Source organism: Pseudomonas sp. F01002 (genome assembly GCF_004402115.1).
Lineage (GTDB): Bacteria > Pseudomonadota > Gammaproteobacteria > Pseudomonadales > Pseudomonadaceae > Aquipseudomonas > Aquipseudomonas frigoris.
Genome location: NZ_SOPU01000013.1, coordinates 156,294 through 180,934, shown reverse-complemented (window position 1 = coordinate 180,934; position 24,641 = coordinate 156,294). Strand labels below are relative to the sequence as shown.

The 24,641-nt window shown below is 58.8% G+C and carries 19 protein-coding genes and 1 riboswitch; of the genes, 10 read left to right on the top strand and 9 right to left on the bottom strand.

The features are described from left to right. Nucleotides 1-82 precede the first annotated feature (82 nt). Nucleotides 83-205: riboswitch (yybP-ykoY riboswitch) on the bottom strand. Between the two features lie 51 nt (nt 206-256). Together E3W21_RS07925 and E3W21_RS07920 are read right to left on the bottom strand one after the other, a co-directional pair. Further along, nucleotides 257-1,255 carry a class I SAM-dependent methyltransferase gene (locus tag E3W21_RS07925; protein ID WP_134418981.1) on the bottom strand — a complete coding sequence of 333 codons (999 nt, stop codon included), beginning with the start codon at nt 1,253-1,255 and terminating at the stop codon, nt 257-259. A 34-nt stretch (nt 1,256-1,289) separates the two neighbouring features. Next, nucleotides 1,290-2,255 carry a 2-hydroxyacid dehydrogenase gene (locus E3W21_RS07920; RefSeq protein ID WP_134418980.1) on the bottom strand — a complete coding sequence of 322 codons (966 nt, stop codon included), beginning with the start codon at nt 2,253-2,255 and terminating at the stop codon, nt 1,290-1,292. Between the two features lie 91 nt (nt 2,256-2,346). On the opposite strand from E3W21_RS07920, the gene E3W21_RS07915 reads away from it, so the two are divergent. The 5 genes from E3W21_RS07915 to E3W21_RS07895 all read left to right on the top strand — a co-directional run bounded on the left by E3W21_RS07915 (nt 2,347) and on the right by E3W21_RS07895 (nt 11,589). Further along, nucleotides 2,347-2,976 carry a LysE family translocator gene (locus tag E3W21_RS07915; protein WP_129441329.1) on the top strand — a complete coding sequence of 210 codons (630 nt, stop codon included), beginning with the start codon at nt 2,347-2,349 and terminating at the stop codon, nt 2,974-2,976. 161 nt (nt 2,977-3,137) lie between these two features. Continuing rightward, on the top strand, nt 3,138-4,820 hold the full coding sequence (locus E3W21_RS07910; RefSeq protein ID WP_134418979.1) for a fatty acid--CoA ligase: 1,683 nt from the start codon (nt 3,138-3,140) through the stop codon (nt 4,818-4,820). Nucleotides 4,821-5,156: 336 nt separating this feature from the next. Next, complete coding sequence (locus E3W21_RS07905; protein WP_134418978.1) at nt 5,157-7,094, top strand: DUF1302 domain-containing protein; 1,938 nt, start codon at nt 5,157-5,159, stop codon at nt 7,092-7,094. A gap of 28 nt (nt 7,095-7,122) precedes the next feature. After that, entirely contained in the window at nt 7,123-8,487 is a 1,365-nt protein-coding gene (locus tag E3W21_RS07900; protein WP_129441335.1) for a DUF1329 domain-containing protein, read from the top strand. Nucleotides 8,488-8,850: 363 nt separating this feature from the next. Next, on the top strand, nt 8,851-11,589 hold the full coding sequence (locus E3W21_RS07895; protein WP_134418977.1) for a LuxR C-terminal-related transcriptional regulator: 2,739 nt from the start codon (nt 8,851-8,853) through the stop codon (nt 11,587-11,589). 54 nt (nt 11,590-11,643) lie between these two features. Here E3W21_RS07895 and E3W21_RS07890 read toward each other — a convergent pair whose 3' ends face one another. Next, on the bottom strand, nt 11,644-12,462 hold the full coding sequence (locus tag E3W21_RS07890) for a PP2C family serine/threonine-protein phosphatase (RefSeq protein WP_129441339.1): 819 nt from the start codon (nt 12,460-12,462) through the stop codon (nt 11,644-11,646). Between the two features lie 233 nt (nt 12,463-12,695). Between E3W21_RS07890 and E3W21_RS07885 the strand changes: the two genes are divergently transcribed. Continuing rightward, nucleotides 12,696-13,340: an MBL fold metallo-hydrolase gene (locus E3W21_RS07885; protein ID WP_046048274.1), complete on the top strand. Its 645-nt coding sequence runs from the start codon at nt 12,696-12,698 to the stop codon at nt 13,338-13,340. A 117-nt stretch (nt 13,341-13,457) separates the two neighbouring features. Beyond that, entirely contained in the window at nt 13,458-14,186 is a 729-nt protein-coding gene (locus tag E3W21_RS07880) for an OmpA family protein (RefSeq protein ID WP_134418976.1), read from the top strand. A gap of 256 nt (nt 14,187-14,442) precedes the next feature. Here the strand turns inward: E3W21_RS07880 and E3W21_RS07875 are convergent, their stop codons facing one another. After that, nucleotides 14,443-14,877 carry a YhcB family protein gene (locus tag E3W21_RS07875; RefSeq protein ID WP_129441343.1) on the bottom strand — a complete coding sequence of 145 codons (435 nt, stop codon included), beginning with the start codon at nt 14,875-14,877 and terminating at the stop codon, nt 14,443-14,445. Nucleotides 14,878-15,021: 144 nt separating this feature from the next. On the opposite strand from E3W21_RS07875, the gene E3W21_RS07870 reads away from it, so the two are divergent. The 3 genes from E3W21_RS07870 to zapE all read left to right on the top strand — a co-directional run bounded on the left by E3W21_RS07870 (nt 15,022) and on the right by zapE (nt 18,217). After that, complete coding sequence (locus E3W21_RS07870; RefSeq protein WP_134418975.1) at nt 15,022-15,651, top strand: alpha/beta hydrolase; 630 nt, start codon at nt 15,022-15,024, stop codon at nt 15,649-15,651. A gap of 24 nt (nt 15,652-15,675) precedes the next feature. Then, nucleotides 15,676-17,031 (top strand): tryptophan--tRNA ligase, encoded by a 1,356-nt coding sequence (locus tag E3W21_RS07865; protein ID WP_129441347.1) that lies wholly within the window; start codon nt 15,676-15,678, stop codon nt 17,029-17,031. Between the two features lie 91 nt (nt 17,032-17,122). After that, nucleotides 17,123-18,217, top strand: coding sequence for a cell division protein ZapE (gene zapE, locus E3W21_RS07860; protein WP_008155962.1), 1,095 nt, complete (start codon nt 17,123-17,125; stop codon nt 18,215-18,217). A 56-nt stretch (nt 18,218-18,273) separates the two neighbouring features. Here zapE and E3W21_RS07855 read toward each other — a convergent pair whose 3' ends face one another. From E3W21_RS07855 to E3W21_RS07835, 5 genes are all read right to left on the bottom strand, one after another. Continuing rightward, the gene (locus E3W21_RS07855; RefSeq protein ID WP_134418974.1) at nt 18,274-19,254 is read right to left on the bottom strand and encodes an asparaginase; all 981 of its coding nucleotides are present in this window, start codon (nt 19,252-19,254) and stop codon (nt 18,274-18,276) included. 78 nt (nt 19,255-19,332) lie between these two features. Further along, a complete protein-coding gene (locus E3W21_RS07850; protein ID WP_134418973.1) occupies nt 19,333-20,541 on the bottom strand; it encodes a hypothetical protein in 1,209 nt (402 codons plus the stop codon). Nucleotides 20,542-20,556: 15 nt separating this feature from the next. Then, on the bottom strand, nt 20,557-21,435 hold the full coding sequence (locus E3W21_RS07845; RefSeq protein WP_134418972.1) for a nitrilase family protein: 879 nt from the start codon (nt 21,433-21,435) through the stop codon (nt 20,557-20,559). Nucleotides 21,436-21,634: 199 nt separating this feature from the next. Further along, nucleotides 21,635-23,581 carry an FAD-dependent oxidoreductase gene (locus tag E3W21_RS07840; RefSeq protein WP_134418971.1) on the bottom strand — a complete coding sequence of 649 codons (1,947 nt, stop codon included), beginning with the start codon at nt 23,579-23,581 and terminating at the stop codon, nt 21,635-21,637. Nucleotides 23,582-23,736: 155 nt separating this feature from the next. After that, nucleotides 23,737-24,633 carry a GlxA family transcriptional regulator gene (locus E3W21_RS07835; protein ID WP_173860460.1) on the bottom strand — a complete coding sequence of 299 codons (897 nt, stop codon included), beginning with the start codon at nt 24,631-24,633 and terminating at the stop codon, nt 23,737-23,739. Nucleotides 24,634-24,641 lie beyond the last annotated feature (8 nt).

Below are 24,641 nucleotides of genomic sequence, written 5' to 3'. Positions count from 1 at the left end.
TTCCTAAGGGGCGGGTCGACACGGCTATGACACGTACAGCCTTCCCGCCCCGGGTAAGGTGTTCGTGTCATAGGTCTTGTCAAACCCTGCGATCCGTCTGATGCGGACGCTTGGGTCGCATACGCCATGGTCTGTTGACCAAGTATGTTGACGTATGCCGGACGAGCATGGCGCTCGTGGGAGACTACTCCCCTAGGACGGAGCGGATTCTGCCTAGGCAAATCCGATTGGGCAAGCCTCTTTTTTAAAAGAGGTTCTAGCCGCGTTTGGCTCGGTAGATCCTGAAACCCTGTCCTTCAGCCTTGATCGCACACACGCCCAGATGCTCTTCGATCAGCGGCTGGTACTTCAGGAAGCTGTTTGCCACCAAACGCAGTTCGCCACCATTTTTCAGATGTTTGGCGGCTTTTCGCAGCAAGTTCTCGGTAGCGAAGTAGTCGGTGTGAACGCCGACATGGAACGGTGGGTTGCTCAGAATTGCACTCAAGCCCATCGGTGCTGCGTCGATACCGTCACCGGTAATCACGTCAGCTTCCAGACCGTTGGCAGCCAATGTCAGGCGACTGCTGGCGGCGGCAAACGCATCCACATCAAGCAAGGTGACCTGGTTGTGTGGATAGCGACGTTTCACGGCCGCTCCCAACACACCGGCGCCGCAACCGAAGTCCAGCAAATGGCCGCTCGGCAATTTGTCCAAATGTTCCAGCAACAGTGCGCTGCCGCGATCCAGCCGACCGTGGCTGAACACGCCCGGCAGGCTGATGACTTTTAGCGGACCTTCGGCCAGCGGCAACTCATAAGTCTGGGCCAGGCTTTCCAGCGACTTGGCTTGCGGCGCAGTGGCCACGGTCACTTGCCACAGCTGGCAATGCCGCGCGCTGTCGAGCTTACGCGGTTTGCCGAAGGGGTTCAGTTGTTTGGCCGCGCCTTCGATGCCGCTGCGTTTTTCACCCACCAGATATAGTTCACGACCGGCCAGTCTGGAGGCGAGGGCGTTGAGGATGTAGTCGGTCAGGTCCTTGGACTTGGGCAGAAACACCACGGCGGTGTCGAACGCGTGCTCCGTTACAGTCACACCGAAATGGCTGCGCTCGGCGAAGCGGGCATCCAGCGCTGCTTGATCGCCGGCATGCCAGCACCAGCCATGAGCGTCGGGCAGACGGCCCAGGAGGTCATCGGCGGGCAAACCGGCCAGCAGCACCGAACCCTGGAATAACTCGGCCTGACGAAGCAGTACTTCACTGCGCGGATCCATACTCTGCTCCTGTGAAAAAAAGTGCCGCAGTCTATCAACTGACGACCCGCAGCGCTTTACCACTGAAGTATCCCTGCGCGTTTTCGGTCAACTGGCCCACGATCCGCTGGCGTGCCTCGCGACTGCCCCAGGCGTTGTGCGGGGTGACAATCAACCGTGGAATGTCTTGGTCCAGCAACGGATTGCCGGCGGTCGGTGGCTCGACGCTCAACACGTCGGTGGCCGCGCCACCCAGGTGACCGTTGCGCAAGGCATCGGCCAGCGCCTGTTCGTCAATCAGGCCACCGCGTGCGGTGTTGACCACGAACGCACCGGGTTTCATCGAGGCCAGCTCACGGGCTCCGATGAAGTGGCGGGTGTGTTCGTTGAGCGGACAGTGCAGGGTCAGCGCGTCGATCTGCGGCAGCAGCTCCTCCAGTGGCAAACGATCCGGTCGGGCAGGGCGCCCGGGAATCTGACCGAGCAGCACGCGCATGCCAAAAGCTTCGGCCAGTCGTGCGACCGCGCCGCCCAGTTCGCCGTGACCGAGCAGGCCGAGGGTTTTGCCTTCCAGTTCGACAATCGGGTAATCCAGCAGGCAGAACTGTTTCGCCTGCTGCCAGCGACCTTCGCCAACAGCCTTTTGATAATCGGCCAGGCCCGTTGCCAGATTGAGCAGCAACATGATCGTGTGCTGCGCCACCGACGGCGTGCCGTAACCCTGGCAGTTGCAGACGGTAATCCCGTGGGCGCGGGCGGCGGCGAGGTCAACGTTGTTGGTGCCGGTGGCGGTGATCAGTATCAGCTTCAGCTCGGGGCTGGCGGCGATGGCGGCGGCGTCGATCAGGATTTTGTTGCTGATGGCAACGGTGGCGCCCTTGAGGCGTTCGATCACCTGGTCCGGCGTGGTCTGGGCGAAAAGCTGTAAGTCGCTGAAACACTCTTGGAGCGGGCTGAGGTCGAGGTCGCCCAGGTCCAGGGACGGGTGGTCGAGGAAAACGGCGCGGTGAGTGTTCGTCATCAACTGTACCTTTTGTGCAATGAACTGAAGGCGTAATCTGCCGAGCCTACCAGATGAAACAAACAGTTACGCTTGGCCAAAAGGATCCCCCATGTACTGGACAGAGTTTTTGACCGTTGCCCTGATTCACTTGCTGGCCGTGGCCAGCCCCGGCCCGGACTTTGCCGTGGTGGTGCGTGAGAGCGTGACCCATGGTCGTCGCGCTGGCACCTGGACGGCGCTGGGTGTCGGCACGGCGATTTTCCTGCACGTCGGCTATTCGTTGCTCGGCATTGGCCTGATCGTGTCCCAATCGATCGTGTTGTTTAATGCCCTGAAATGGGCCGCCGCCGCGTACCTGCTGTACATCGGCTTCAAGGCACTGCGAGCACAGCCGGCCCAACCTGCGGCTGACGATCTGCACAAGGAAGCGGGCGAGCGCACTGCTCGCGGCGCTTTCACTTCGGGTTTCGTGACCAACGGTCTGAATCCGAAAGCGACGCTGTTCTTCCTCTCACTGTTCACCGTGGTGATCAATCCGCACACGCCGCTGGCGGTACAGGCGGGCTACGGCCTCTACCTCGCGGTGGCCACCGCTGTGTGGTTCTGCCTGGTGGCGATGCTGTTCAGCCAGCAGCGCGTGCGCGCAGGTTTTGCCCGGATGGGCCACTGGTTCGATCGGACCATGGGCGCGGTACTGATCGCCATCGGTGTGAAACTCGCGTTTACCGAGATGCATTGATCGCGTTACGAGTCATGGATTAAGAAATACCCGCAGATGCTGGCGCAACGCTAGCATTTGCACGACTTTGCAAATCATTCCTTTGGCTGATTTGGCTGGCGTCCAAGCGCACTAAAGTGCTTACTTTCAGCCACGACCGTGCAGTCAGAAAAGGGACTCTTATGTTGCAGACTCGCGTTATCCCCCCAGCCGAAGGCGCTTACCAGTATCCGCTGCTGATTAAACGGCTGCTGATGTCCGGCGCTCGTTATGAGAAAACCCGCGAGATCATTTACCGCGACCAGTTGCGCTACAGCTATCCGACCCTGATCGAACGGGTCGCAAGGCTGGCCAACGTGCTGACGGCGGCCGGCGTCAAGGCCGGGGATACCGTGGCGGTGATGGACTGGGACAGCCATCGTTATCTGGAATGCATGTTCGCCATCCCGATGATCGGCGCGGTGATCCACACCATTAACGTGCGCCTGTCACCGGAACAGATCCTCTACACCATGAACCACGCCGAGGACCGCTTTGTGCTGGTCAACAGCGAGTTCGTCGGGTTGTACCAGGCCATTGCCGGGCACCTGACCACGGTGCAGAAAACCCTGCTGCTGACTGACCTGCCGGAAAAAACCGCCGACTTGCCGAACCTCATTGGCGAGTACGAGCAGTTGCTGGCGGCGGCGAGCACGCAGTACGACTTCCAGGACTTCGACGAAAACTCGGTCGCGACCACGTTCTACACCACCGGCACCACCGGCAATCCCAAAGGCGTGTATTTCACCCATCGGCAACTGGTGCTGCACACCATGGGCGTGTCGACCATCATGGGCGCCATCGACAGCGTGCGTTTGCTGGGCACCAACGACGTTTACATGCCGATCACCCCGATGTTCCATGTGCACGCCTGGGGCCTGCCGTATGTGGCGACCATGCTCGGGCTCAAGCAGGTCTATCCCGGTCGCTATGACCCTGAGTACCTGGTGGAGCTGTGGCGTAAGGAGAAGGTCACCTTTTCCCATTGCGTGCCGACCATTCTGCAAATGCTCCTTAATTCCAAGGCCGCGCAAGGTACCGACTTTGGTGGCTGGAAAATTGTGATCGGCGGCAGTGCGTTGAACCGCACGCTGTACGAAGCCGCCAAGGCCAATGGCATTCAGCTGACCGCCGCTTACGGCATGTCGGAAACCGGACCGCTGATCTCGTGCGCGCACCTCAACGACGAGCTGATGGCCGGCACCGAAGACGAACGCACTACGTACCGGATCAAGGCCGGTGTGCCGGGGCCATTGGTGGAGGCGGCGATCGTCGACACCGACGGCAACTTCCTGCCCGCCGATGGCGAGACCCAAGGCGAACTGGTGCTGCGTGCGCCGTGGCTCACCGAGGGTTATTTCAACGAACCGCAAAAGGGCGCCGAGCTCTGGGCCGGGGGCTGGCTGCACACCGGGGACGTAGCGACCCTGGACAGCATGGGTGTGATCGACATTCGCGACCGGATCAAAGACGTGATCAAGACCGGCGGCGAGTGGATCTCCTCCCTGGACCTGGAAGATCTGATCAGTCGCCACGCGGCGGTACGCGAAGTAGCAGTGGTGGGGATTGCCGATCCGCAGTGGGGCGAGCGTCCGTTTGCCTTACTGGTGGTCCGCGAAGGCCATGTGATCGGGGCCAAAGAACTGAAGGAACACCTCAAGCCATTCGTGGAGTTGGGGCACCTGAGCAAGTGGGCCATCCCGAGCCAGATCGCCCTTGTTACTGAAATTCCCAAGACCAGTGTCGGCAAACTCGACAAGAAACGTATTCGTGTCGACATCACCGAATGGCAAGCCAACAACAGCACCTTCCTCTCGACGCTTTAAGCGTCACTTGGCGTGCCCAAAAGGGCACGCCAGCCCCACCAAGCAAGCGCTTGGCTTGTCAAATCCGAATTTTCAGCCATCCTAGACGGGCCGACGGGCGTCGGCTTGGCAAAGGACTGTTCCAGAGTGGCTGGCAGCTGCAAATCACACTTTAGAGGGATCAAGCAGTACTACCTGCTGGCTATAGTCCGCTCAAGGATTTTTAAGAACGGAGCAAACGCACAAACCGGGGCGATGCAACTTTGGAATGACTTAGGGACACCTTGGCTCCCAGTCATCCACAGCGTTTTTAGAAGTGCTCACTGCCATAACAATAATGCACATGGAGTAGCGTCGATGACATCAGTAAACCAGTTCTGGCGCCGGGCGAAACTGCCTCTGGCTGTCAGTCTTGCCTCTACGCTCGCCGGGCCAGCATTCGGCGTCAGTTTCAACGTTGGTGAAATCGAAGGTCAGTTCGACTCGTCCCTGTCGATCGGTGCCAGTTGGTCTACTGAAAATGCCAACAAGAACCTCATCGGCGTCAACAACGGCGGCCGCGGACTGTCCCAGACTTCCGACGACGGTCACCTGAACTTCAAGAGCGGCGAAACGTTCTCCAAGATCTTCAAGGGCATCCATGACCTTGAATTGAAATACGGCGATACCGGCGTTTTCGTCCGTGGCAAATACTGGTACGACTTCGAACTCAAGGACGAAAGCCGTCCGTTCAAGGACATCAGCGACAGCAACCGCAAGGAAGGCGCCAAGTCCTCCGGCGGCCAGATCCTCGACGCCTTCGTCTACCACAACTACTCCGTTGCCGATCAACCGGGTTCCGTGCGTCTGGGCAAGCAAGTAGTGAGTTGGGGTGAAAGTACCTTCATCGGCGGCGGTATCAACTCGATCAACCCGATCGACGTGTCCGCGTTCCGTCGTCCAGGTGCCGAGATCAAGGAAGGCCTGATCCCGGTCAACATGTTCTACGTGTCCCAGAGCCTCACCGAGAACCTCTCGACCGAAGCCTTCTACCAGCTCGAATGGGACCAGACCGTTACCGACAACTGCGGCACTTTCTTCTCGCAGCCGGACGTGATTTCGGATGGCTGCGACAACAACCTGGCCGTACTGCGCACCCGTAACGGACTCAACAGCGCACTGACGTCTGCAGGGCTGCCGGCTTCGCTGCGTAATGCCACCATCAACACCCTCGCTGCCAGGGGCGTGAACTGGGGTGACCCGGATGAAGGCGTCATCGTTCGTCGCGGTCCGGATCGCGATGCCCGTGACAGCGGTCAATTTGGCGTGTCCTTCAAATACATGTTCGATCCGCTGGACACCGAGTTCGGCGCCTACTTCATGAACTACCACAGCCGTGCGCCGATTTTCAGCGGCAAAGGTGCTCCAGCGAGCGCTTACAGCGCGGCGGGCTTGGTGGGCTCGCTGGTGGCCAGGGGTGTTCCTCTCGCTGTCGCGCGTAACCTGGCACCGACCTTGTTGCCATTGAATGTGGCCGGTAACTCCAGCTACTACGTCGAGTACCCTGAAGATATTCGCCTGTATGGCTTGAGCTTCTCTACCACGTTACCGACAGGTACTGCGTGGAGTGGTGAAGTCAGCTACCGGCCGAATGCTCCGGTTCAGCTCAACACCACCGACATTCTCTTTTCCGGTCTGACACCTCTGAACCCTAACGTTTCCGTACTCCAAGGTACGCCAGGGGCGGATCAAAAAGGCTATCGCCGCAAGGAAGTGACCCAGCTCCAGACGACCCTTACTCACTTCTTCGACCAGGTGATGGGCGCTGAGCGACTGACCCTGGTGGGCGAGGTCGGCTTTACTCACGTAGGTGGTCTGGAAAGCACTAACAAAGCGCGTTACGGCCGTGACCCGAGCTACGGCCCTGGTCCATTGCCAAGTGGTCAGTGCGTGGCATTGAACACCTCTACCCTGGCAGGCGGACCGCAAAACAACGTCAGTCGCTATTGCGAAAACGACGGGTTCACCACCGCAAACTCCTGGGGCTACCGTGGTCGTGCCATCTGGGAATACAACGACGTATTCGCCGGTGTGAACCTCAAGCCGAACGTGGCCTGGTCTCATGACGTGGAAGGCTACTCGCCTGGCCCTGGCGGCAACTTCGAGGAAGGTCGCAAAGCGGTGAGCCTGGGCGTCGATGCCGAGTACCAGAACACCTACACCGCGAGCCTGGCTTACACCAACTTCTTTGATGGCAAGTACACCACCGTCGATGACCGCGATTTCGTTGCGCTCAGCTTCGGCGTGAACTTCTAAGCACTGCATTATCAGGACGAACACACCTATGAAAATAACAAAGAGTCTGTTCCACGTCGGTGTTCTGGGGCTTTCGCTGCTGGCGACCGGCGTCATGGCAGCGGTCCCTGCGGCCGAAGCGGACAAACTGGGCAAGAGCCTGACCCCGATGGGCGCCGAGATGGCGGGCAACGCCGACGGATCGATCCCGGCTTGGAAGCCGATGGCGAAAAACGCCGGCACCGCCGACAGCAAAGGTTTCCTGTCCGACCCGTTCGCCAGTGAAAAACCACTGTTCACCATCACCGCGCAGAACGTCGACCAGTACAAGGACAAACTCGCACCGGGTCAGTACGCGATGTTCAAGCGCTACCCGGAAACCTTCAAAATGCCGGTCTACCCGTCCCATCGCGGCGCGACCGTGCCGGATGCCGTGTTTGCCTCCATCAAGAAAAACGCCACCGCCACTAACCTGGTGTCCGGCGGCAACGGTCTGGAGAACTTCGAAACCGCAGTTCCATTCCCGATTCCGAAGACCGGCGTCGAAGTCATCTGGAACCACATCACCCGCTATCGCGGTGGCAGCGTGACCCGTCTGGTGACCCAGGCCACGCCGCAGCCGAACGGCTCGTACAGCCTGGTGTACTTCCAGGACCAGTTCGTGTTCCGCGACAAGATGAAGGATTACGATCCGGCGAACCCGGGCAACATCCTGTTCTACTTCAAGCAGAAAGTGACCGCGCCGGCACGTCTGGCCGGTGGTGTGCTGCTGGTGCACGAAACCCTCGACCAGGTGAAAGAGCCACGTTCGGCGTGGGTCTACAACGCCGGTCAGCGTCGTGTGCGTCGTGCGCCACAAGTGTCCTATGACGGGCCGGGTACCGCAGCCGATGGCCTGCGTACCTCCGACAACCTGGACATGTACAACGGTGCACCGGATCGTTACGACTGGAAACTCGAAGGCAAGAAAGAGATGTACATCGCCTCCGACGCCTACAAACTCGACTCGCCGCAACTCAAGTACGACGACATCATCAAGGCCGGTCACATCAACCAGGACCTGGCTCGTTACGAGCTGCGCCGGGTCTGGCATGTGGTGGCTACCTTGAAGGAAGGTCAGCGTCACATCTACGCCAAGCGTGACTTCTACATCGACGAAGACACCTGGCAAGCGGCCGTGATCGACCACTACGACGGTCGTAATCAACTGTGGCGTGTGGCGGAAGCTCACTCCCAGAACTACTACAACGTTCAAGTGCCGTGGTACACCCTGGAAACCTTGTACGACCTGCAATCGGGCCGCTACCTGGCACTGGGCATGAAGAACGAAGAGAAATCGGCGTATGACTTCGGCTTCACCGCCACCACCAGCGACTTCACTCCGGCCGCTCTGCGCCAGGATGGTGTTCGCTAAGCTGTCCTGAAAAGAGGCCGCATCCTCGAGAAACGCCCCGACTGGTTCGGGGTGTTTTTTTTGCCCGGGATTTGACCCATGAGTCTTCGGTGTCTGTGATGGCCTCTTCGCGAGCAAGCCCGCTCCCACATTTGATCTTCAGTGAGGATAAGATTTGTGGGCAATGGAGATCCAGTGTGGGAGCGGGCTTGCTCGCGAAGGGGGCGATACGGTCTGTCAGGAAAACTTCATCTCAAGCCCCGCAACTTCTGCTTGTATTCTTTTTGTAGCCATTTGTAGCAATAACCTTCATTCCCTCTTCGTTTACCGCTAGGCTGCGGACATCTGCAACGCCGCCAACCGCCATTCAAACAAGAGCCGGCCATGACTGATCTGTCCCCACACCCGGGCCCTGCAAGCGTTGCCGTCGCGGTACTGGACGGGCGTTTTTTTCGGCCTCCGTTGCCCGACGGCCATGTGCTGCGGCCTCGTCTGTGCGAACGCCTGAGTGCGGGCCTCGGTGGCAGGTTGTTGCTGGTCAGCGCACCGGCGGGGTTTGGCAAGAGTTCGTTGGCGGTGGAGTTCTGTCAGGGCTTGCCGGCTCACTGGCAAAGTCTGTGGCTGGGGTTGAGTCCGCGAGACAGCGATCCCGGACGTTTTCTTGAGCGGTTGCTCGAAGGCCTCCAGGACTTTTTTCCGCGACTGGGCAGCCAGTCCCTGGGGCTGCTGAAAATGCGGCAGCGCCACCAGCCGTTTGCCTTTGAAGAATGGCTGGACGGTTTGCTCGATGAGTTGGCCGTGCACCTGTCTGCGAGTACGCCCCTGCTGTTGGTGCTTGATGACTACCATCTGGCGCAGGGCCCGGTTCTCGATCGCTGCCTGCAATTTTTCCTCAATCACCTGCCTGACGGCTTGCTGGTCATGGTCACCAGTCGGCAGCGGCCGGACTGGCATCTGGCGCGCCTGCGGCTGTCGCGGCAACTGCTCGAGTTGAATGAACAGGACTTGCGCCTGACTCACGATGAAGCCTTGACCCTGCTTGATCGGCACAGCAGCTCCTTGCGCGGCGAAGCGCTGGAGAGCCTCATCCAGCGCAGCGAAGGTTGGGTCGCCGGACTGCGTTTCTGGCTGCTGGCGGCGTCTGAAGCGGGCTCCCAGGGTGCTTTGCCGCAGACGCTGCATGGCGGGGAAGGGCTGATCCGCGATTACCTGCTCGAAGAAGTTATCGATTGTCTGCCCGCCGAGGTGCAGTCATTTCTTTACGACACAGCACCTCAGGAACGCTTTTGCAGCGAACTGTGCGACGCCGTTCGCGAAGCCCATGACAGTGCCGAGATCCTGCGTTTTCTGCTGGCCCATCAGGTGTTCCTGGTGCCACTGGATGAGAACGGTCACTGGTATCGCTACCACCATTTGTTTTCCGACCTGTTGCGCACCCGGCCTACCGCGCAAGCGATGGTGCCGGCGGCCAGCCTGCACTTGCGCGCCTGTCGCTGGTTCAATGCCCAGGGGCTGCTCGATGAGGCGGTTGAGCAGGCGTTGCGTGCCGGGCACCTGGACGTCGCAGCGAACCTGGTTCAGAACCTCTCCGAAGAACAACTGCTGGCCGAACAGAACGTCGGCATGTTGCTGCGCTGGAAAATGGACTTGCCCGACAGCCTGCTGATCAGCACGCCACGGTTGATCGTGCTGTACAGCTGGGCGTTGGGGCTGGCTTGTCAGCTGGACGCCGCCGAGGAGCTGGCCAGTCATTTGAGCCGCTTCCTGCCGGCCCCGTCGGCCACTGCGCAGAAATCCATGCTGGCGCAATGGCTGGCCCTGAGCGGGATCATCGCCCGCGGGCGCGGCAATCGCGAGCTGACGCTGCTCTATTGCACCGAAGCGCAGGAGAGCCTGCCCGCCAAACGCTACGGGCAACGCCTGATGTGCCTCTCGACCCTGTCCAACCTGGCCATTGCCGACGGCGACTTGTGGCGTGCCCGCGGGTTGAACCGTGAATCTCTGGAGTTGGCGCAACGGGTCGGCAACCCGCTGTTCGAAGCGCTGGCCCATTACGACCGCGCTCGCGTGCTGCAAGCGCGAGGGGAAATTCTTCGTTCGCTGGATGAAGTGCGTCAGGGGCTGCAACGCCTGCAACGGTTATCTCCGCAACGGCTGTATGCCGTACGCGCCCGACTGACTTTGTACGAAGGTTTTTTGCTAGCCCTGCGCTTGCAGCCCCAAGCCGCACGGGCACGCTTGCAAGCCGGTTTGAATGAGGCACGCGCCTGTCGTGATATCAGCGTATTGATCGGTCATTGCGTGATCGCCAGGCTTGAGGGCAGCAGTGGCGAATTCGCCAAAGCCTTCGCTGAACTCGCCGAAGCCGAGCGCCTGATGCACATCTGGGACGTGCCACCGATCTACTACCTGGCGATGATCACCCTGGTCAAATGCGAACTCTGGCTGGCTCAGGGGCGTACCGATCTGGCCGAAGCCTGGCTCGCTCGCTTGGGTCAGACCTATAACGGTGAACACGCGGCAGCCCCTCCGGAGTTCCATCCGCAACTGCCGCTGCATATCGAGTTGCAGCAGGCCTTGCTGGAGGTCATTCAGGGACAGCCGATGCTGGCCGAAGGACGATTGAATGCGTTGCTTGAGCATGGGCAGCAAACCGGCAGGCAGCTGCTCAGCGTGATGGCACTGACTCAGAAAGTGACGTTATTGCTGGGGTGCGGACGCGAACCCGAGGCCCGCAAGGCCCTGAGTCAGGCGCTGGAAGCGGCGGCCGGGGGAGTTCTGCAACCGTTTGACAGGTTGTTGGCTGAACATTCGGACTGGCTGCGTGGACAACTTCAACTCGGTGCGCTGACGCCCGTTTCACAGAGCCTTTCAGAACAACTTCCGACAGTGGCAGCCCGTCCCGCAGCGGAGTCATCCGCCGCGGCGGAACAGCTCAGTACGCGGGAAATGGCTGTCCTGCGACTGATCGCCCAAGGCTGTTCGAATCAGGAGATTAGCGATCAGTTGTTTATCTCGCTGCACACGGTGAAAACCCATGCCAGCCATATCAACAGCAAGCTTGGGGTTGAACGGCGCACGCAGGCGGTCGCCAGGGCGAAAGAGTTGGGTGTATTGCAGTAATCGCCGTTTGAAGACCTCCGAAGCAAGTTGGGCCTTGCGATCAGAGGTTTTCGGTCATTTCTCCTCTGAGACAGTCACTCCGGATGTCTGCCCCACGTCGATGGAGTGCTTCAGGATCGACAGTAAGCCGATGGAGCAGTCATCTCCGGTTTTACTGGCGATGGACTGTTGCAGGTTGTCACGCAACACTTCCCTCATTTTTTTTCTGGGCAACGTTGCATTCCACTCCAGCAGCTCTTGGATCGCCGGGGCGGGGACGCCGCTGGATTTGTCATAGAGGCTTTCTGCGGTGCCGTCGCTCATGATCGCGAAGCCAGTGGTGGCTTCTATTTGCCCACGGTACAACCTGAGCCGCGACGCCGCTTTATGGTCAGTCAGAAGCAGGGTGGTATTGGCGATCTCGCCATTTTCTGGATGAGAAAGGGCCAGGAGTTGTCCGTCCGCATCAACGCTTGCGATAACGCCATCGCCCAAGTGGCCCGCCAGGTAGCGGCCTCGTGAGTAAGCGACGAACGACAAGGTGCAGGCCAGGTCGTTGATATCGCCGCCGAGCTTTGCAGATTTGCGTCTGAACGCGTCCAGGCAGCGATTGACCAGTCGCTGGGCTGCCTTCACGTTGTGTTTGTCCATGTTTTGCCAGAGGCTTTCAAAGTTTTTGCAGACAAAGGCCAGGGTGGCCGTGACCGCTACTTGGGCGCCGATGTCGGATCTGGCTCTGGAGTCAGCCCCATCGGCCAATGAAATGCACGTCACTTCGTTGGACTCTCTGGCCGCGACATAGTCCTGGCAAGGCGTTTGAGTCTTGAGGTGCGAGCGTCCTGCCACAAACGCGCAGGTTGTTTTACAGCTGAAGTCTTCCGGGATCTCAGGCATGGTTCAGACCTGTGCCCGGGCTTCAATACCTTTAATGTCCTGACGAAGGAGATAGTCTTCTTGCATGGGATTATCCTTTTTAGGCTGAGCGTTACAAATACCGCTTCAAGAATCGTTTGAACCAGGCATTGGCTTCCTGCCGTCTTGTTTCAAAATAGGCGCGGCGCGAGGATAACCTATCAATTTTGCGCATCACAACCGCAGTACCCAGCCTTGGCACCAGGATTAAACCCATGCAAACCCCGAATACAGCCCTCATCCGCGAAACCTTCCCCGTCGGCCCATTGCAGTGCAACTGCACGATCATCGGCGACCCGATTACTAAAAAAGCCATCGTGGTCGACCCGGGCGGCAATCACGAACTGATCCTGGCGCGGCTTGATGCCTTGGGGCTCAAGGTGGTCAGCATCATCCACACCCACGCGCACCTCGACCACTTCCTGGCCTCCGGTCAGCTCAAGGAGAAAACCGGCGCGACCCTCCACCTGCATAAAGAAGATCAATTCCTCTGGGACAATCTGGAGATGCAATGCCAGATGTTCGGCGTCCCTTACACGCCGGTGCCGCCGCCGGATCGCTGGTTGGCCGATGATGAAGAACTGGCCTGCGGCTGCGGCGTGGCGTTGCACACGCCGGGTCATACGCCGGGTTCCATGAGCTTTTGGTTTTCAGAGGCTAAGCTGCTGATTGCCGGTGACACGTTGTTTCGTCGCGGGGTAGGGCGCACGGATTTGTGGGGGGGCGATCAGGCAACCATCGTGCGGTCGATCAAGCAGCGGCTGTACACCCTCGATGAAGAGGCGACGGTGGTGACCGGGCATGGTCCGGACACCCGTCTGGGCGATGAAATGCGCGAGAACCCTTTTGTGCGGGCGTGATTGGTGCAGTTGCGTAGGCACGCCGCGGAATTATTTTCATCCGCAATGATCCAACGCCCGCAAAGATTTAATGCCTTAGTCCGTTGCACCACAGAATGCAAAAAGTAGGAGCTCTTCATGTTCACCAAGCAGCGTTTGATTATTGTCGCTACGGCTGTGGCCTTGCTGTCTGGCTGCGCCTCGCCTAACCCTTACGACAACCAGGGCCAGGCCGACGGTGGTTCCACGGGCATGAGCAAAACCGCTAAATACGGTGGCCTCGGCGCTCTGGCCGGTGCTCTGGCCGGTGCCGCCATCGGTCACGATAACCGTGGCAAGGGCGCGCTGATTGGCGCCGCCGTGGTGGGTGCCTCCGCTGCCGGTTACGGTTATTACGCCGACCAGCAAGAGAAAAAGCTGCGGGCCAGCATGGCCAACACCGGGGTGGAAGTGCAGCGCCAGGGTGATCAGATCAAACTGATCATGCCGGGTAACATCACCTTCGCCACCGATTCGGCGAACATCGCGTCGGGTTTCTATCAGCCGCTGAACAATCTGGCGGGCTCGCTCAAGGAGTTCAGCCAGAACCAGATCGAAATCGTCGGCTACACCGACAGCACCGGCAGCCGCCAGCACAACATGGACCTGTCCCAGCGTCGGGCCCAGAGCGTGGCGACTTACCTGACGTCTCAGGGCGTGAGCGGTGCCAACCTGTCGGCTCGCGGTGCCGGGCCGGATAACCCGATTGCCAGCAACGGTGACGTCAATGGTCGGTCGCAGAACCGTCGGGTCGAGGTCAATTTGAAGGCGATTCCGGGTCAGCAGTATGGTGGTCAGCAGCAGGGTACGGTTCAGCAGTACCCTTGATCGCCTGATTGAACCCCAGGCATAAAAAAACCGCCCGTTCCTCAACAGATCGGGCGGTTTTTTTGTGTCGCCAGTTCTGGCCCCTTCGCGAGCAGGCTCTCTCCCACAGGGGAACGCATTCCAAATGTGGGGGCGAGCTTGCTCCGGGCGGCGTTCCGACGATGGGGCCTGATCAGGCAACAAAAAACCATCAGCAATTAAAAAAGCCCCCGGACAATCACTCATCCGGAGGCTTTTTGTGTCGCGCGAAACCTGATTACTTCTTCAGGCCGTAATGCTCATCGAGCATGCCCGGCGCGTTCGGGGCTTTGGGGGCGTAATCGCGTGGCGGCTCCTGATTGCGCGGTGGCGTCAGGCGTTCGCGCGGGGCCTGGGCCGCGTCGGCGTGCAGGGAGGCCAGCAGGCGTTGGCGGGTTTGCTCGTCCAGGGCCAGGCGGTTGGCACCCTCGGCGAGATGATCCTGCACTTCCTGATAGCTCGCAGTCAGTTTCTTGACCAGCGTTGCAGTGCTGTTGAAGTGGGTGACCACCTCGTTCTGATAACTGTCGAAACGTTCCTGAACGTCATCCAGCTGACGTTGTGTGCTGCTAGGCGCGGCATTCGGCACCAGGCGAGCGATCAGGAAACCAATGGCGACACCCACAACCAGGGCAAGAGTCGGCAACAACCAAACTAAGAGCGAGTGTTCCACGAGTCCTTCCTCTATAAACGGCTTTGCTTTACGTTAACGGCTCGAACCTGCGCTGTATACCGCGATTCACTCGCAATAGATTGGCACAGACAATTTGCTAGACGAGTCGACCCGATTCGAGGTCACGGAGTTCCTTCCTTGCTTATGCGCGAAACCCCTGTAGTGATTGATGGCCCGGTTGGTCAACTGGAGTCCCTCTACCTGGATAACGAACAGCCCCGCGGCCTGGCGCTGATCTGCCATCCGAACCCGGTGCAGGGCGGCACCATGCTCAACAAAGTCGTCTCGACCTTGCAGCGCACCGCGCGTGACGCAGGTTTGATTACTTCGCGCTTCAACTACCGTGGCGTCGGTGCCAGTGAAGGCACCCACGATATGGGCACGGGCGAAGTCGATGACGCCCAAGCCGTTGCCGAATGGCTACGAGCCAAGCACCCCGAGTTGCCGCTGACGCTGTTCGGATTCTCCTTCGGCGGTTTTGTTGCAGCAAGTCTCGGCGGACGTCTGGAAGCCAAGGGTGAGCAGCTCAAGCACCTGTTCATGGTCGCGCCTGCGGTGATGCGTCTGGGCGATCAGGATCAACTGCCGCAACACGGCGAGCTGACCCTGATTCAGCCAGAAACCGACGAAGTCATTGATCCGCAGCTCGTTTACGAATGGTCCGACAAGCTCGAACGCCCCCATGAGCTGCTGAAAGTGGCAGAATGCGGACACTTTTTTCATGGCAAGCTGACCGATCTCAAGGATCTGATCCTGCCGCGTCTTTCGAATTGATTGCAGTCTGACAAGCGATTACCCATGACGACTCGTACCCGTATCCTCACCGGCATCACCACCACCGGCACGCCGCACCTGGGCAACTACGCCGGCGCCATCCGCCCGGCGATCCTTGCCAGCCGTGACAGCAATGCCGATTCGTTCTACTTCCTGGCCGACTACCACGCCCTGATCAAATGCGATGACCCGCTGCGCATCCAGCGCTCGCGTCTGGAAATCGCCGCGACCTGGTTGGCCGGTGGCCTGGATGTGGACCGCGTAACCTTCTATCGCCAGTCCGACATCCCGGAAATCCCCGAGTTGACCTGGCTGCTGACCTGCGTTGCCGCCAAGGGCCTGCTCAATCGCGCCCACGCCTACAAGGCTTCGGTGGACAAGAACATCGAAACCGGCGAAGACCCGGACGCCGGCATCACCATGGGCTTGTACAGCTACCCGGTGCTGATGGCCGCGGACATTCTGATGTTCAACGCCCATAAGGTGCCGGTCGGCCGTGACCAGATCCAGCACGTGGAAATGGCCCGTGACATCGGTCAGCGCTTCAATCACCTGTTCGGTCAGGGCAAAGAATTCTTCACCATGCCCGAGGCGCTGATCGAAGAAAGCGTCGCCACGCTACCCGGCCTCGACGGTCGCAAGATGTCGAAGAGCTACGACAACACCATTCCGTTGTTCAGCAGCGCCAAGGAAATGAAGGACGCGATTTCGCGGATCGTCACCGACTCCCGTGCGCCGGGCGAGGCGAAAGATCCGGACAACTCGCACCTGTTCACCTTGTTCCAGGCCTTCGCCACCCCGGCGCAGTCCGACGAATTCCGCAGCGAACTGTTGCAGGGCCTGGGTTGGGGGGAGGCGAAGAATCGTCTGTTCCAGCTGCTGGACAACGAATTGGGCGAGTCCCGCGAGCGTTATCACCAGCTGATCGAACGCCCGGCGGATCTGGAAGACATCCTGCAGATCGGCGCCAAGAAGGCCCGCTCGGTGGCGACACCGTTCCTTCACGAACTGCGTGAAGCGGTTGGCCTGCGCTCTTTCGTCGCTCAGACCCAGGTCGCGACCACCACCAAGAAGAAAGCCGCGAAAGCCGCGCGTTTTGTCAGTTTCCGCGAAGAAGACAGCAGCTTCCGTTTCCGTCTGCTGGCGGCCGATGGCGAGCAGCTGCTGTTGTCGCGCAACTTCGCCGACGGCAAAACCGCAGGTCAAGTGACCAAGCAGTTGCAATCGGGTCAACCGTTGGATGTGCGCAGTGAAGACCGCAGCTTCAGCGTCTGGCTGGAAGGCGAGTGCGTGGCCGACAGCCCGACTTTCGCTGACGACGCCGCTCGCGACGTCGCCATCGACACTTTGCGGGTTGCTCTGACGCCAGTTCAGGAATAAATCAGCGGCTCGGCCCGACCAAGGGCCGATTGCCATTCCCACGGGCCGTCGCTACAGTGACGGCCCGTTTTTGTTGCCTTGCTAACGAATTATGACGCCCCTAGAACGATATCAAGCTGATCTGAAACGCCCGGAATTCTTCCATGACGCCGCGCAGGAAACTGCGGTGCGCCATTTGCAGCGCCTGTACGACGATCTGGTCGCGGCCTCGCACAGCAAACCGGGTCTGTTCGGCAAACTGTTTGGCAAGAAAGACGCGGCACCGGTCAAGGGTCTGTACTTCTGGGGCGGCGTCGGCCGTGGCAAGACCTATCTGGTCGACACCTTCTTCGAAGCGCTGCCGTTCAAGGAAAAGGTCCGCACTCACTTCCACCGCTTCATGAAGCGAGTGCACGAAGAGATGAAGACCCTCGGCGGCGAGAAAAACCCGCTGACCATCATCGCCAAGCGCTTCTCTGACGAAGCCCGGGTGATTTGTTTCGATGAGTTCTTCGTGTCCGACATCACCGACGCGATGATCCTCGGCACGCTGATGGAAGAGCTGTTCAAGAACGGCGTGACCCTGGTCGCGACTTCGAACATCGTGCCGGACGGTCTGTACAAGGATGGCCTGCAACGTGCGCGCTTCCTGCCGGCCATTGCGCTGATCAAGCAGAACACCGAGATCGTCAACGTCGACAGCGGCGTCGATTACCGTCTGCGTCACCTTGAGCAAGCGGAGCTGTTCCACTTCCCGCTGGATGATGCGTCCCACGAAAGCCTGCGCAAGAGCTTCCGCGCCCTGACGCCGGAATGCACGGCAGCCATCGAGAACGATGTGCTGATGATCGAGAACCGCGAAATTCGCGCCTTGCGTACGTGCGATGACGTGGCCTGGTTCGACTTCCGCGAACTCTGCGACGGCCCGCGCAGCCAGAACGATTACATCGAACTGGGCAAGATCTTCCACGCTGTGTTGCTCAGCGGTGTCGAGCAGATGAGCGTCACCACCGACGACATCGCCCGACGCTTTATCAACATGGTCGACGAGTTCTACGACCGCAACGTGAAGCTGATCATTTCCGCTGAAGTCGAGCTCAAAGACCTCTACACCGGCGGTCGCCTGAACTTCGAGTTCCAGCGCACCCTCAGCCGTCTGCTGGAAATGCAGTCTCACGAATTCCTGTCCCGGGCGCACAAGCCGTAGGAAATTTCGGATAACAAAAAAGGCCTGCATTGCAGGCCTTTTTTGTGCGCTGTGTGTCAGTTTTGAACGAGAAAGCGCGCCACTTCATCTTGTCGCTGGCAGCCGACGAGCAGCCACAGCAGGATTCGGGCTTTGCGTGGACAGAGAAATCCAGCCATCAATGCACCTTTACTGATCAGGTCCATCTCGCTGCCAATAAATCCGTAGGTCGATTGAGCCGTGGAGCCGGAACCTGTCCGGGTGGCAACGATGACAGGGATTTTTCTGGCGATGGTTTCAATTACATCTGCCCAGCTCGCGCCAACGTGTCCTGCACCGAAACCCGCAATCACCAGTCCGTCGTAACCCAGTTCGAGGATGTTCTCGATTAACAGGGTATCGGCGCAAAGTGACGCTTCCAGCAGGGCAATCTTCTGTGTGGTCAGCTGGGGCAGCGGCAGGACCCTGCGCTGGACTGGCAGGCGCAGATAGTTGACGGTGTTTTCCATCAGCATGCCGACAGGACCAACGATGGGGGAGGAAAACGCCTGCAATGCTAATGAATCGGTTTTGCGGACGGCGTTCGCTGAATGAATCTGTCCGTTCATCACCACGTGAACGCCTCGTTGACGGCTGCTTTCAGCCAGTGCAACCCGGCAAGCATCCAGCAGATTCGCCGGACCATCGGCCCCTGCCTGGGCTGCCGAACGCATGGCGCCGGTCAGGACCAACGGCTCGTCGTTGTCCCACAAATAGTCAAAAAATGTGGCGGTTTCCTCGAGGGTGTCTGTGCCTTGAGTGATGACAACACCCACCGCACCTTGTCTGATTTGAACATTAGCCCAGGAAAGGACGCTCAGCAAAAAGTCGAAATCCAGTGAGGCACTGGGCAACAGTCCGAGCGTTTCTACGGTGACCTGTGCCAAGGTCGCCAACTCTGGCACCGAGGCCAGCAGGGTTTCGCCGCTGACGGTCGGGATCACCCCTTCGCCGATGTTGCTGGCTTGCATGCTCACGGTGCCGCCGAGCGCCGCAATGGCCAGTTTGGGCAGGTCCATGTGATACCTCATTAGCTTGTGATGAGAAGTGGCTGTATCCGGAATTGAGTCCGTGATACAGCCCAATCGTGACGTTCGTCAGTTGGCTACCAGCAGTCCGATAAACGGAATGATCAGCAACGTACTAATGGCCATGGCCAGTACATTGCCGATGAAACCGTGCATGTCGGCCGGCAACCGCTTGGCAATCGCGCACGCCAGCGGTGGCGCAATCAGTGCCCCCAGCAGTGCGCTTGAGGCTATGACCTGCCAGCTGCCACCGTACGTCAGAACGGCCGCGGGAACGACTGACACCAATGGAACATAGGTGGGATACCAGCCGCGCAATATCCATTGCCGACGCCAGATCACTACCCCTAACGCCGAGGTCAACGCCTGCGCGGCGATCAGTTGGGGCAGCAAGCCCGTGCCATACACTGGGCTCGTCGGGTTCAAGGTGTAAGCCAGCAAGGCCCCCGCGATCAAGCCGAGACTGGCCCATTCATTGCCGAAGAACGGCGCTTCCGAAAAGTCAGCCAACACCCGACGTAGACTCCACACGACACCATAGTCGGGCGTTTTGGTGATGGCGGGTGCGGGCGCAGGGGCGGACGGCTTCTCGGGTCGGTCGGACTTCACCAGGCTCGGCAGGTAACGGCAGAGCAGAAAAGCGCCGACACTGGCGACCGCCATGCCCGAGACATTGCCAATCACGGCTGGTAATCCGAGGGGATTGCAGACGTAATTGACGATCAGCAAGCACATCGGGGTGACGAACACGGCGCCCATGATTGCGCCATTGATCGTGACCTTCCAGCCGCCACCGAACATCAGCACCATCGCCGCCGGCAACGAAACAAAGGCGGCAAACGTGGGTTGCCAACTAGTGGCCGTCACTGTCCAGCCCCACAGAAGATTGCTCAGCAACAGCCCAAGCAATGAGCTGGTGACGAGCCACGGCCATAATCCGCTGCCGTAGCAAATGGTAAAGCCTTGCCAGGCTTTTCCCGTTCGATTCGCCCAGTAGGCCAGATAGGCGCCTGCAAGCAGCCCGATCGAAGCGAACTCATGTTTGTAGAAAGCCACCTCGCTGATGTCTCCCAGGACCCAACGCAGCCAGGCACTCGGCTCCGGGAGGCTCGATACCATGTGACTGTAGTCTGGCCAATGCGCTGACCAGGATGACCGGTAGGTGAATGAAAGCCAGATGATCAACAATGCTGTGCCGAGCATCAGCCAGATGATCGCCGTATCCAGCGGCGTCCTGGCGGCAAGCCGGTTTTGCGGTTTTTCGTTTGTGGTGTCCATCAGTCATGCCCCTTATCAGCGCGGCAGACAAGGGTGCTGGGTGTAACCGAGCATTTGATCGTAGAGATCGGCTCGACGATCGCGATGCAAATCGTTCAAGTTGTTCCAGATGGGCGCGCTGCGCGAGCTGGTCAGGTCGATGTCGGCAAACAGGATCTCCTGCTTGTCCGCTGAAGCCACCTGGCCAATCGGCCAGCCATTGGTGCCCGCGATCAGCGAACAACCCAGGTAACGTGCACCTCGCTCTTCGCCGATCCGGCTCGCCGCCGCAATAAACACATTATTGACGTGAGCCGCCGTCATCGTCAGGTACGACGCCATGCACTTGCCGGCGTCATCGAACAGGGGTGGCGGGGTCCAGACCCAGTTGTTCAGGCTGCAAATAATGTCGGCGCCTTGCTGGCTCAAAATGCGCGGTACTTCCGGGAACCAGATATCCCAGCAGATCAACATCCCTATACGACCGATTGGGGTGTCGAAAACCGGGAAGCCTAGATCGCCCGGCGTGAACCACAATTTTTCCAGATTCCATAAATGTGCTTTTCGGTACTTGCCGATGAAGCCGTCAGGCCCGACAAGAACGCCGGTGTTGAACAGCTGCATGCCGTCGCGCTCCGTCAAACCGGCGACCAGATAAACCTTGTGCTGGCGGGCAAAGTCCATCCAGCTCGGCCCGCTGGGAACGGCCTCCGAATGATCGAACGCATCCTGCCGGGTTTTAAAGAAGTAACCTGTGCTTGAAAGCTCGGGCAGGACGATGAGATTCGCACCGTCATTTGCCGCTTCCAACGCTAATTCCAGGCTGTTACGCAGATTTGCTTCGCGATTTTGCCTGCCGACTTGTGGATCGAATTGCACGACTGCTACACGAACAGGACTTGTTGGCTCGCTCATTCCGATGACCTCTTTTTATTGTTATTCACGCTGTTTAATTGCGTGCTTATGAGAGTCGAATCGGCTAGAACGCGTAAGTCAGCTACTTCCGTTTAGGGTGTAGTCCGTATCCCAAGATGACTGCGCGAGGCGATCGGCAGGAGGGTCGCCAAAGTAGAGCCAATGCACGTCGTGCATGGCTCCAGGGCAAAGAAGGTGATCAGGTTCTGACGTTATAGTGCGGATAGTCGCTCATGGAAAAACCGCCATGGAAGGCCGCGCCGGTTTTGTTGCAGATATGAATGACCGCATCGACGGCGCCCCGAAAGCACGGCTCGGTCCAGCCAGCATCGACTGAAAACGACTCCCCGGAAAAATACAGACCTGAAACATGCGCGAAGTCCCGGTTGTACTTCATCAGGCTGACGGCGTCGTAGTAGGTGCCGGGTCGGTATAACTTTGCACAACCCAGCGCATTTTTATCGGTGATCCAGCGTTGGACCACGGCTTGATCCAGGGCAATGTAGGGAGTGATTTTCTCCTGGATATTGGCGGCGTTCATGAGGATCCGGTCCAGCTCTTTGGCGCACTTGTTCACCAGTTCCTTGTCGGTGAATGAGGCGAGTTTGGTAGCGTCGTCCTCCCATGTGTAACTTAAAAGGATGCAGTCATAACTGTAGCTATCGTTGTAGCGGTAGGTGTAGACGTCGTGGATAAAACTGTCAGTGACGATGGCTTGCGGGATTTTTCTGTTTTTCGAAAGGAAGGATTTTTTTAACGGTGCGAAGACTTTGCAACTGGTTTCCCAGTGCGCGGTTTTATAGGCATTGATCGTCTCGAACGGCAGCATCTGTGGCGTGAAGTTTTCAAGCTTGATGCGAGTTTCGATCAGCCAGGAGGGAAGGGTCATGATGACCGAATCAAAGTCATCGTAGTGCTCCTGGATTTGCTCGGGTTGACTATGTTTCGAGTTGTAGTAGACGCGTGTTTTCTGGTTCGTCAGTTTTTTAAGTTTTGTAACGGATGAGTCCATGAGCAAACCGTTGTTTCTTTCCTGGCAGTGTTCGTAGAAGGACTTTCCGGTTTCGTCGGTTTTCATGAACAGCAGGCATTCGTCCAACGCTGCAAGACCGATGTAGCGGGGCCTGTCGCAACTCAGCCCCGTCGAGTCAAAAACGGCTTCGCTGTGCAGGCAGGGTGAATCCAGCGGATCGCCAATTGAGTCGACCCGACCATGGATCAATTGCAGTTGGCTGCTGAATCCAAAAATGGCAGTGCGCAGAGGATAAAGGGAGCAGACATCGTAAAAGGCTCCCCAGCTACCGTCGCCGATGCCAATGGCATAGAAGATCGCGGACTCCTGCGCGGACATTCCCATTCCGCCAAAGTCCCCCGGTGAGCGTTCATCCCAAGCTTGCAGGGCGGGCATGCTGACCAGATCGCGAAACGAAACGCTCTCGTATTTTTCGACGATAGCAGCCCACATGGCTTCCCATGCCTGACTGGCGTAAACCTCTGCGACGTGCCGGGTCATGCGATCGGCAAAGGCCTTCCACTTTGCATAAACCTTTTGCAGTTCTTCACCGGGAGGTGGTGTCTGGCCATCTTCATTTTTCCAGATCAGCATCTGCGGAGTCGGTCCGCCGCCCATGCTGCCCTCTCGCAGATAGATACCGGTCGAAGTGACCCACTGGCTTCCGGGATTGGCAAAATCTGAAAACGCCAGGTCGAATGCCTTGGCGTAGTAAGCCATCAGCGACCGGCCCTCTGTCGGTGGCTCGTCCGCCCGATTGAAGAAGGGCATGCGCATGGCCCCCATTTCAAACGGTGTATGACTCATCGCCGAGTTCGGGCTTCCAGGGACGGTCAGGTGTCTGCCGCCTATGCGTCTGGATTGTTCTATGAGGGTGATATGGGTGAACCCGCAACGATAAAGCTCTCTGGCGGCCGTCAGTCCGGTGACGCCGGCGCCAATAATGCAAATTTTATGTTGTGGGTCAGTTGCCTTGGCGATGCCGTTTTCCTGTTCAACCAATGCTCGATAGTCGAAGCACAAATCTGGCGGGTTGGGGAAACGGGCCTTCCACTTGTTTTCCGCCGAGCGTTTTGGGCGAGCGGCATCCTTCGTGGCATAGGAGGGGTAGTTGTAGCTTGATCCGATAGTCACTGTTGATCTTCCCTGATGGTGTTTTCAGGGACGATGTTGAGGTTCTGAACGCGCAGCGTATAGGAGACAAGTAAGGCTCGCAGATACTCTTTATTCGTTTTTTAGCGTGGGAAAAGACCAGCAGGGCTCCGGCTAAGGATCCCTGCGGTATTGGGCTATGCCGCCTGCTGGAACTGCTGCCGATACTGGTTCGGCGACAATTCCGTGTGCTGGCGAAACAACCGCGCGAAGAAGCTCGCATCGTCGTAACCGACTTCATAGCTGATGGTCTTGATGCTCTTGCGGCTGCCGGACAGCAAGCCTTTGGCCGTCTCGATACGCAGTCGTTGCAGGTAATGCAGCGGCTTGTCGCCGGTGGCGGTCTGGAAGCGCCGCATGAAATTGCGGATGCTCATGCCGTGTTCGCGAGCCACGTCTTCGAAGCGGAATTTATCGGCGAAGTGTTCTTCGAGCCAGTGCTGGATCTGCAGGATGATCACATCCTGGTGAAGCTTCTGACCGCCGAAACCGATTCGTCCTGGCGAGTAGCTGCGCTGCACTTCATAAAGAATGTCCCGCGCCACGGCCTGGGACACGTTGGCGCCGCAGAAGCGTTCGATCAGGTAAATGTAAAGGTCGCAGGCCGAGGTGGTTCCGCCAGCACAGTACAGGTTGTCGGCATCGGTCAGGTGCTTGTCCTGATTGAGTTGAACCCGTGGGAAGCGTTCGGCAAACGCATTAAAGAAGCGCCAGTAAGTGGTCGCTTCCTTGCCGTCGAGCAGCCCGGCCTCGGCCAGCCAGAACACCCCGGTGGCTTCGCCGCAGAGTACTGCGCCGCGAGCATGTTGCTGGCGCAGCCAGGGCAGGACCTGTGGATAACGTTGGCAGAGGGTGTCGAAATCGTCCCAGAAGGCTGGAAGGACAATGATGTCGGCGTTTTCCAGGCCGCCGTCCACCGGCATGATCACGTCACTGAAGCTGTTCACCGGTTTGCCGTCGGGGCTGACCAGGCGGGTTTCGAACGCCGGAGTCAGGCCTTGACCCAGTTGTTTGCCGTAACGCAGGCTGGCCAGGTGGAAGA

Coding starts and splice junctions, on each gene's coding strand:
- E3W21_RS07895 (WP_134418977.1), top strand. CDS start 8,851: ATGACTGATCTGTCCCCACACCCGGGCCCTGCAAGCGTTGCCGTCGCG.
- E3W21_RS07855 (WP_134418974.1), bottom strand. CDS start 19,254: ATGGACCTGCCCAAACTGGCCATTGCGGCGCTCGGCGGCACCGTGAGC.
- E3W21_RS07870 (WP_134418975.1), top strand. CDS start 15,022: ATGCGCGAAACCCCTGTAGTGATTGATGGCCCGGTTGGTCAACTGGAG.
- E3W21_RS07880 (WP_134418976.1), top strand. CDS start 13,458: ATGTTCACCAAGCAGCGTTTGATTATTGTCGCTACGGCTGTGGCCTTG.
- E3W21_RS07865 (WP_129441347.1), top strand. CDS start 15,676: ATGACGACTCGTACCCGTATCCTCACCGGCATCACCACCACCGGCACG.
- E3W21_RS07845 (WP_134418972.1), bottom strand. CDS start 21,435: ATGAGCGAGCCAACAAGTCCTGTTCGTGTAGCAGTCGTGCAATTCGAT.
- E3W21_RS07900 (WP_129441335.1), top strand. CDS start 7,123: ATGAAAATAACAAAGAGTCTGTTCCACGTCGGTGTTCTGGGGCTTTCG.
- E3W21_RS07885 (WP_046048274.1), top strand. CDS start 12,696: ATGCAAACCCCGAATACAGCCCTCATCCGCGAAACCTTCCCCGTCGGC.
- E3W21_RS07925 (WP_134418981.1), bottom strand. CDS start 1,255: ATGGATCCGCGCAGTGAAGTACTGCTTCGTCAGGCCGAGTTATTCCAG.
- E3W21_RS07905 (WP_134418978.1), top strand. CDS start 5,157: ATGACATCAGTAAACCAGTTCTGGCGCCGGGCGAAACTGCCTCTGGCT.
- E3W21_RS07890 (WP_129441339.1), bottom strand. CDS start 12,462: ATGCCTGAGATCCCGGAAGACTTCAGCTGTAAAACAACCTGCGCGTTT.
- E3W21_RS07920 (WP_134418980.1), bottom strand. CDS start 2,255: ATGACGAACACTCACCGCGCCGTTTTCCTCGACCACCCGTCCCTGGAC.
- E3W21_RS07910 (WP_134418979.1), top strand. CDS start 3,138: ATGTTGCAGACTCGCGTTATCCCCCCAGCCGAAGGCGCTTACCAGTAT.
- E3W21_RS07915 (WP_129441329.1), top strand. CDS start 2,347: ATGTACTGGACAGAGTTTTTGACCGTTGCCCTGATTCACTTGCTGGCC.
- E3W21_RS07850 (WP_134418973.1), bottom strand. CDS start 20,541: ATGGACACCACAAACGAAAAACCGCAAAACCGGCTTGCCGCCAGGACG.
- zapE (WP_008155962.1), top strand. CDS start 17,123: ATGACGCCCCTAGAACGATATCAAGCTGATCTGAAACGCCCGGAATTC.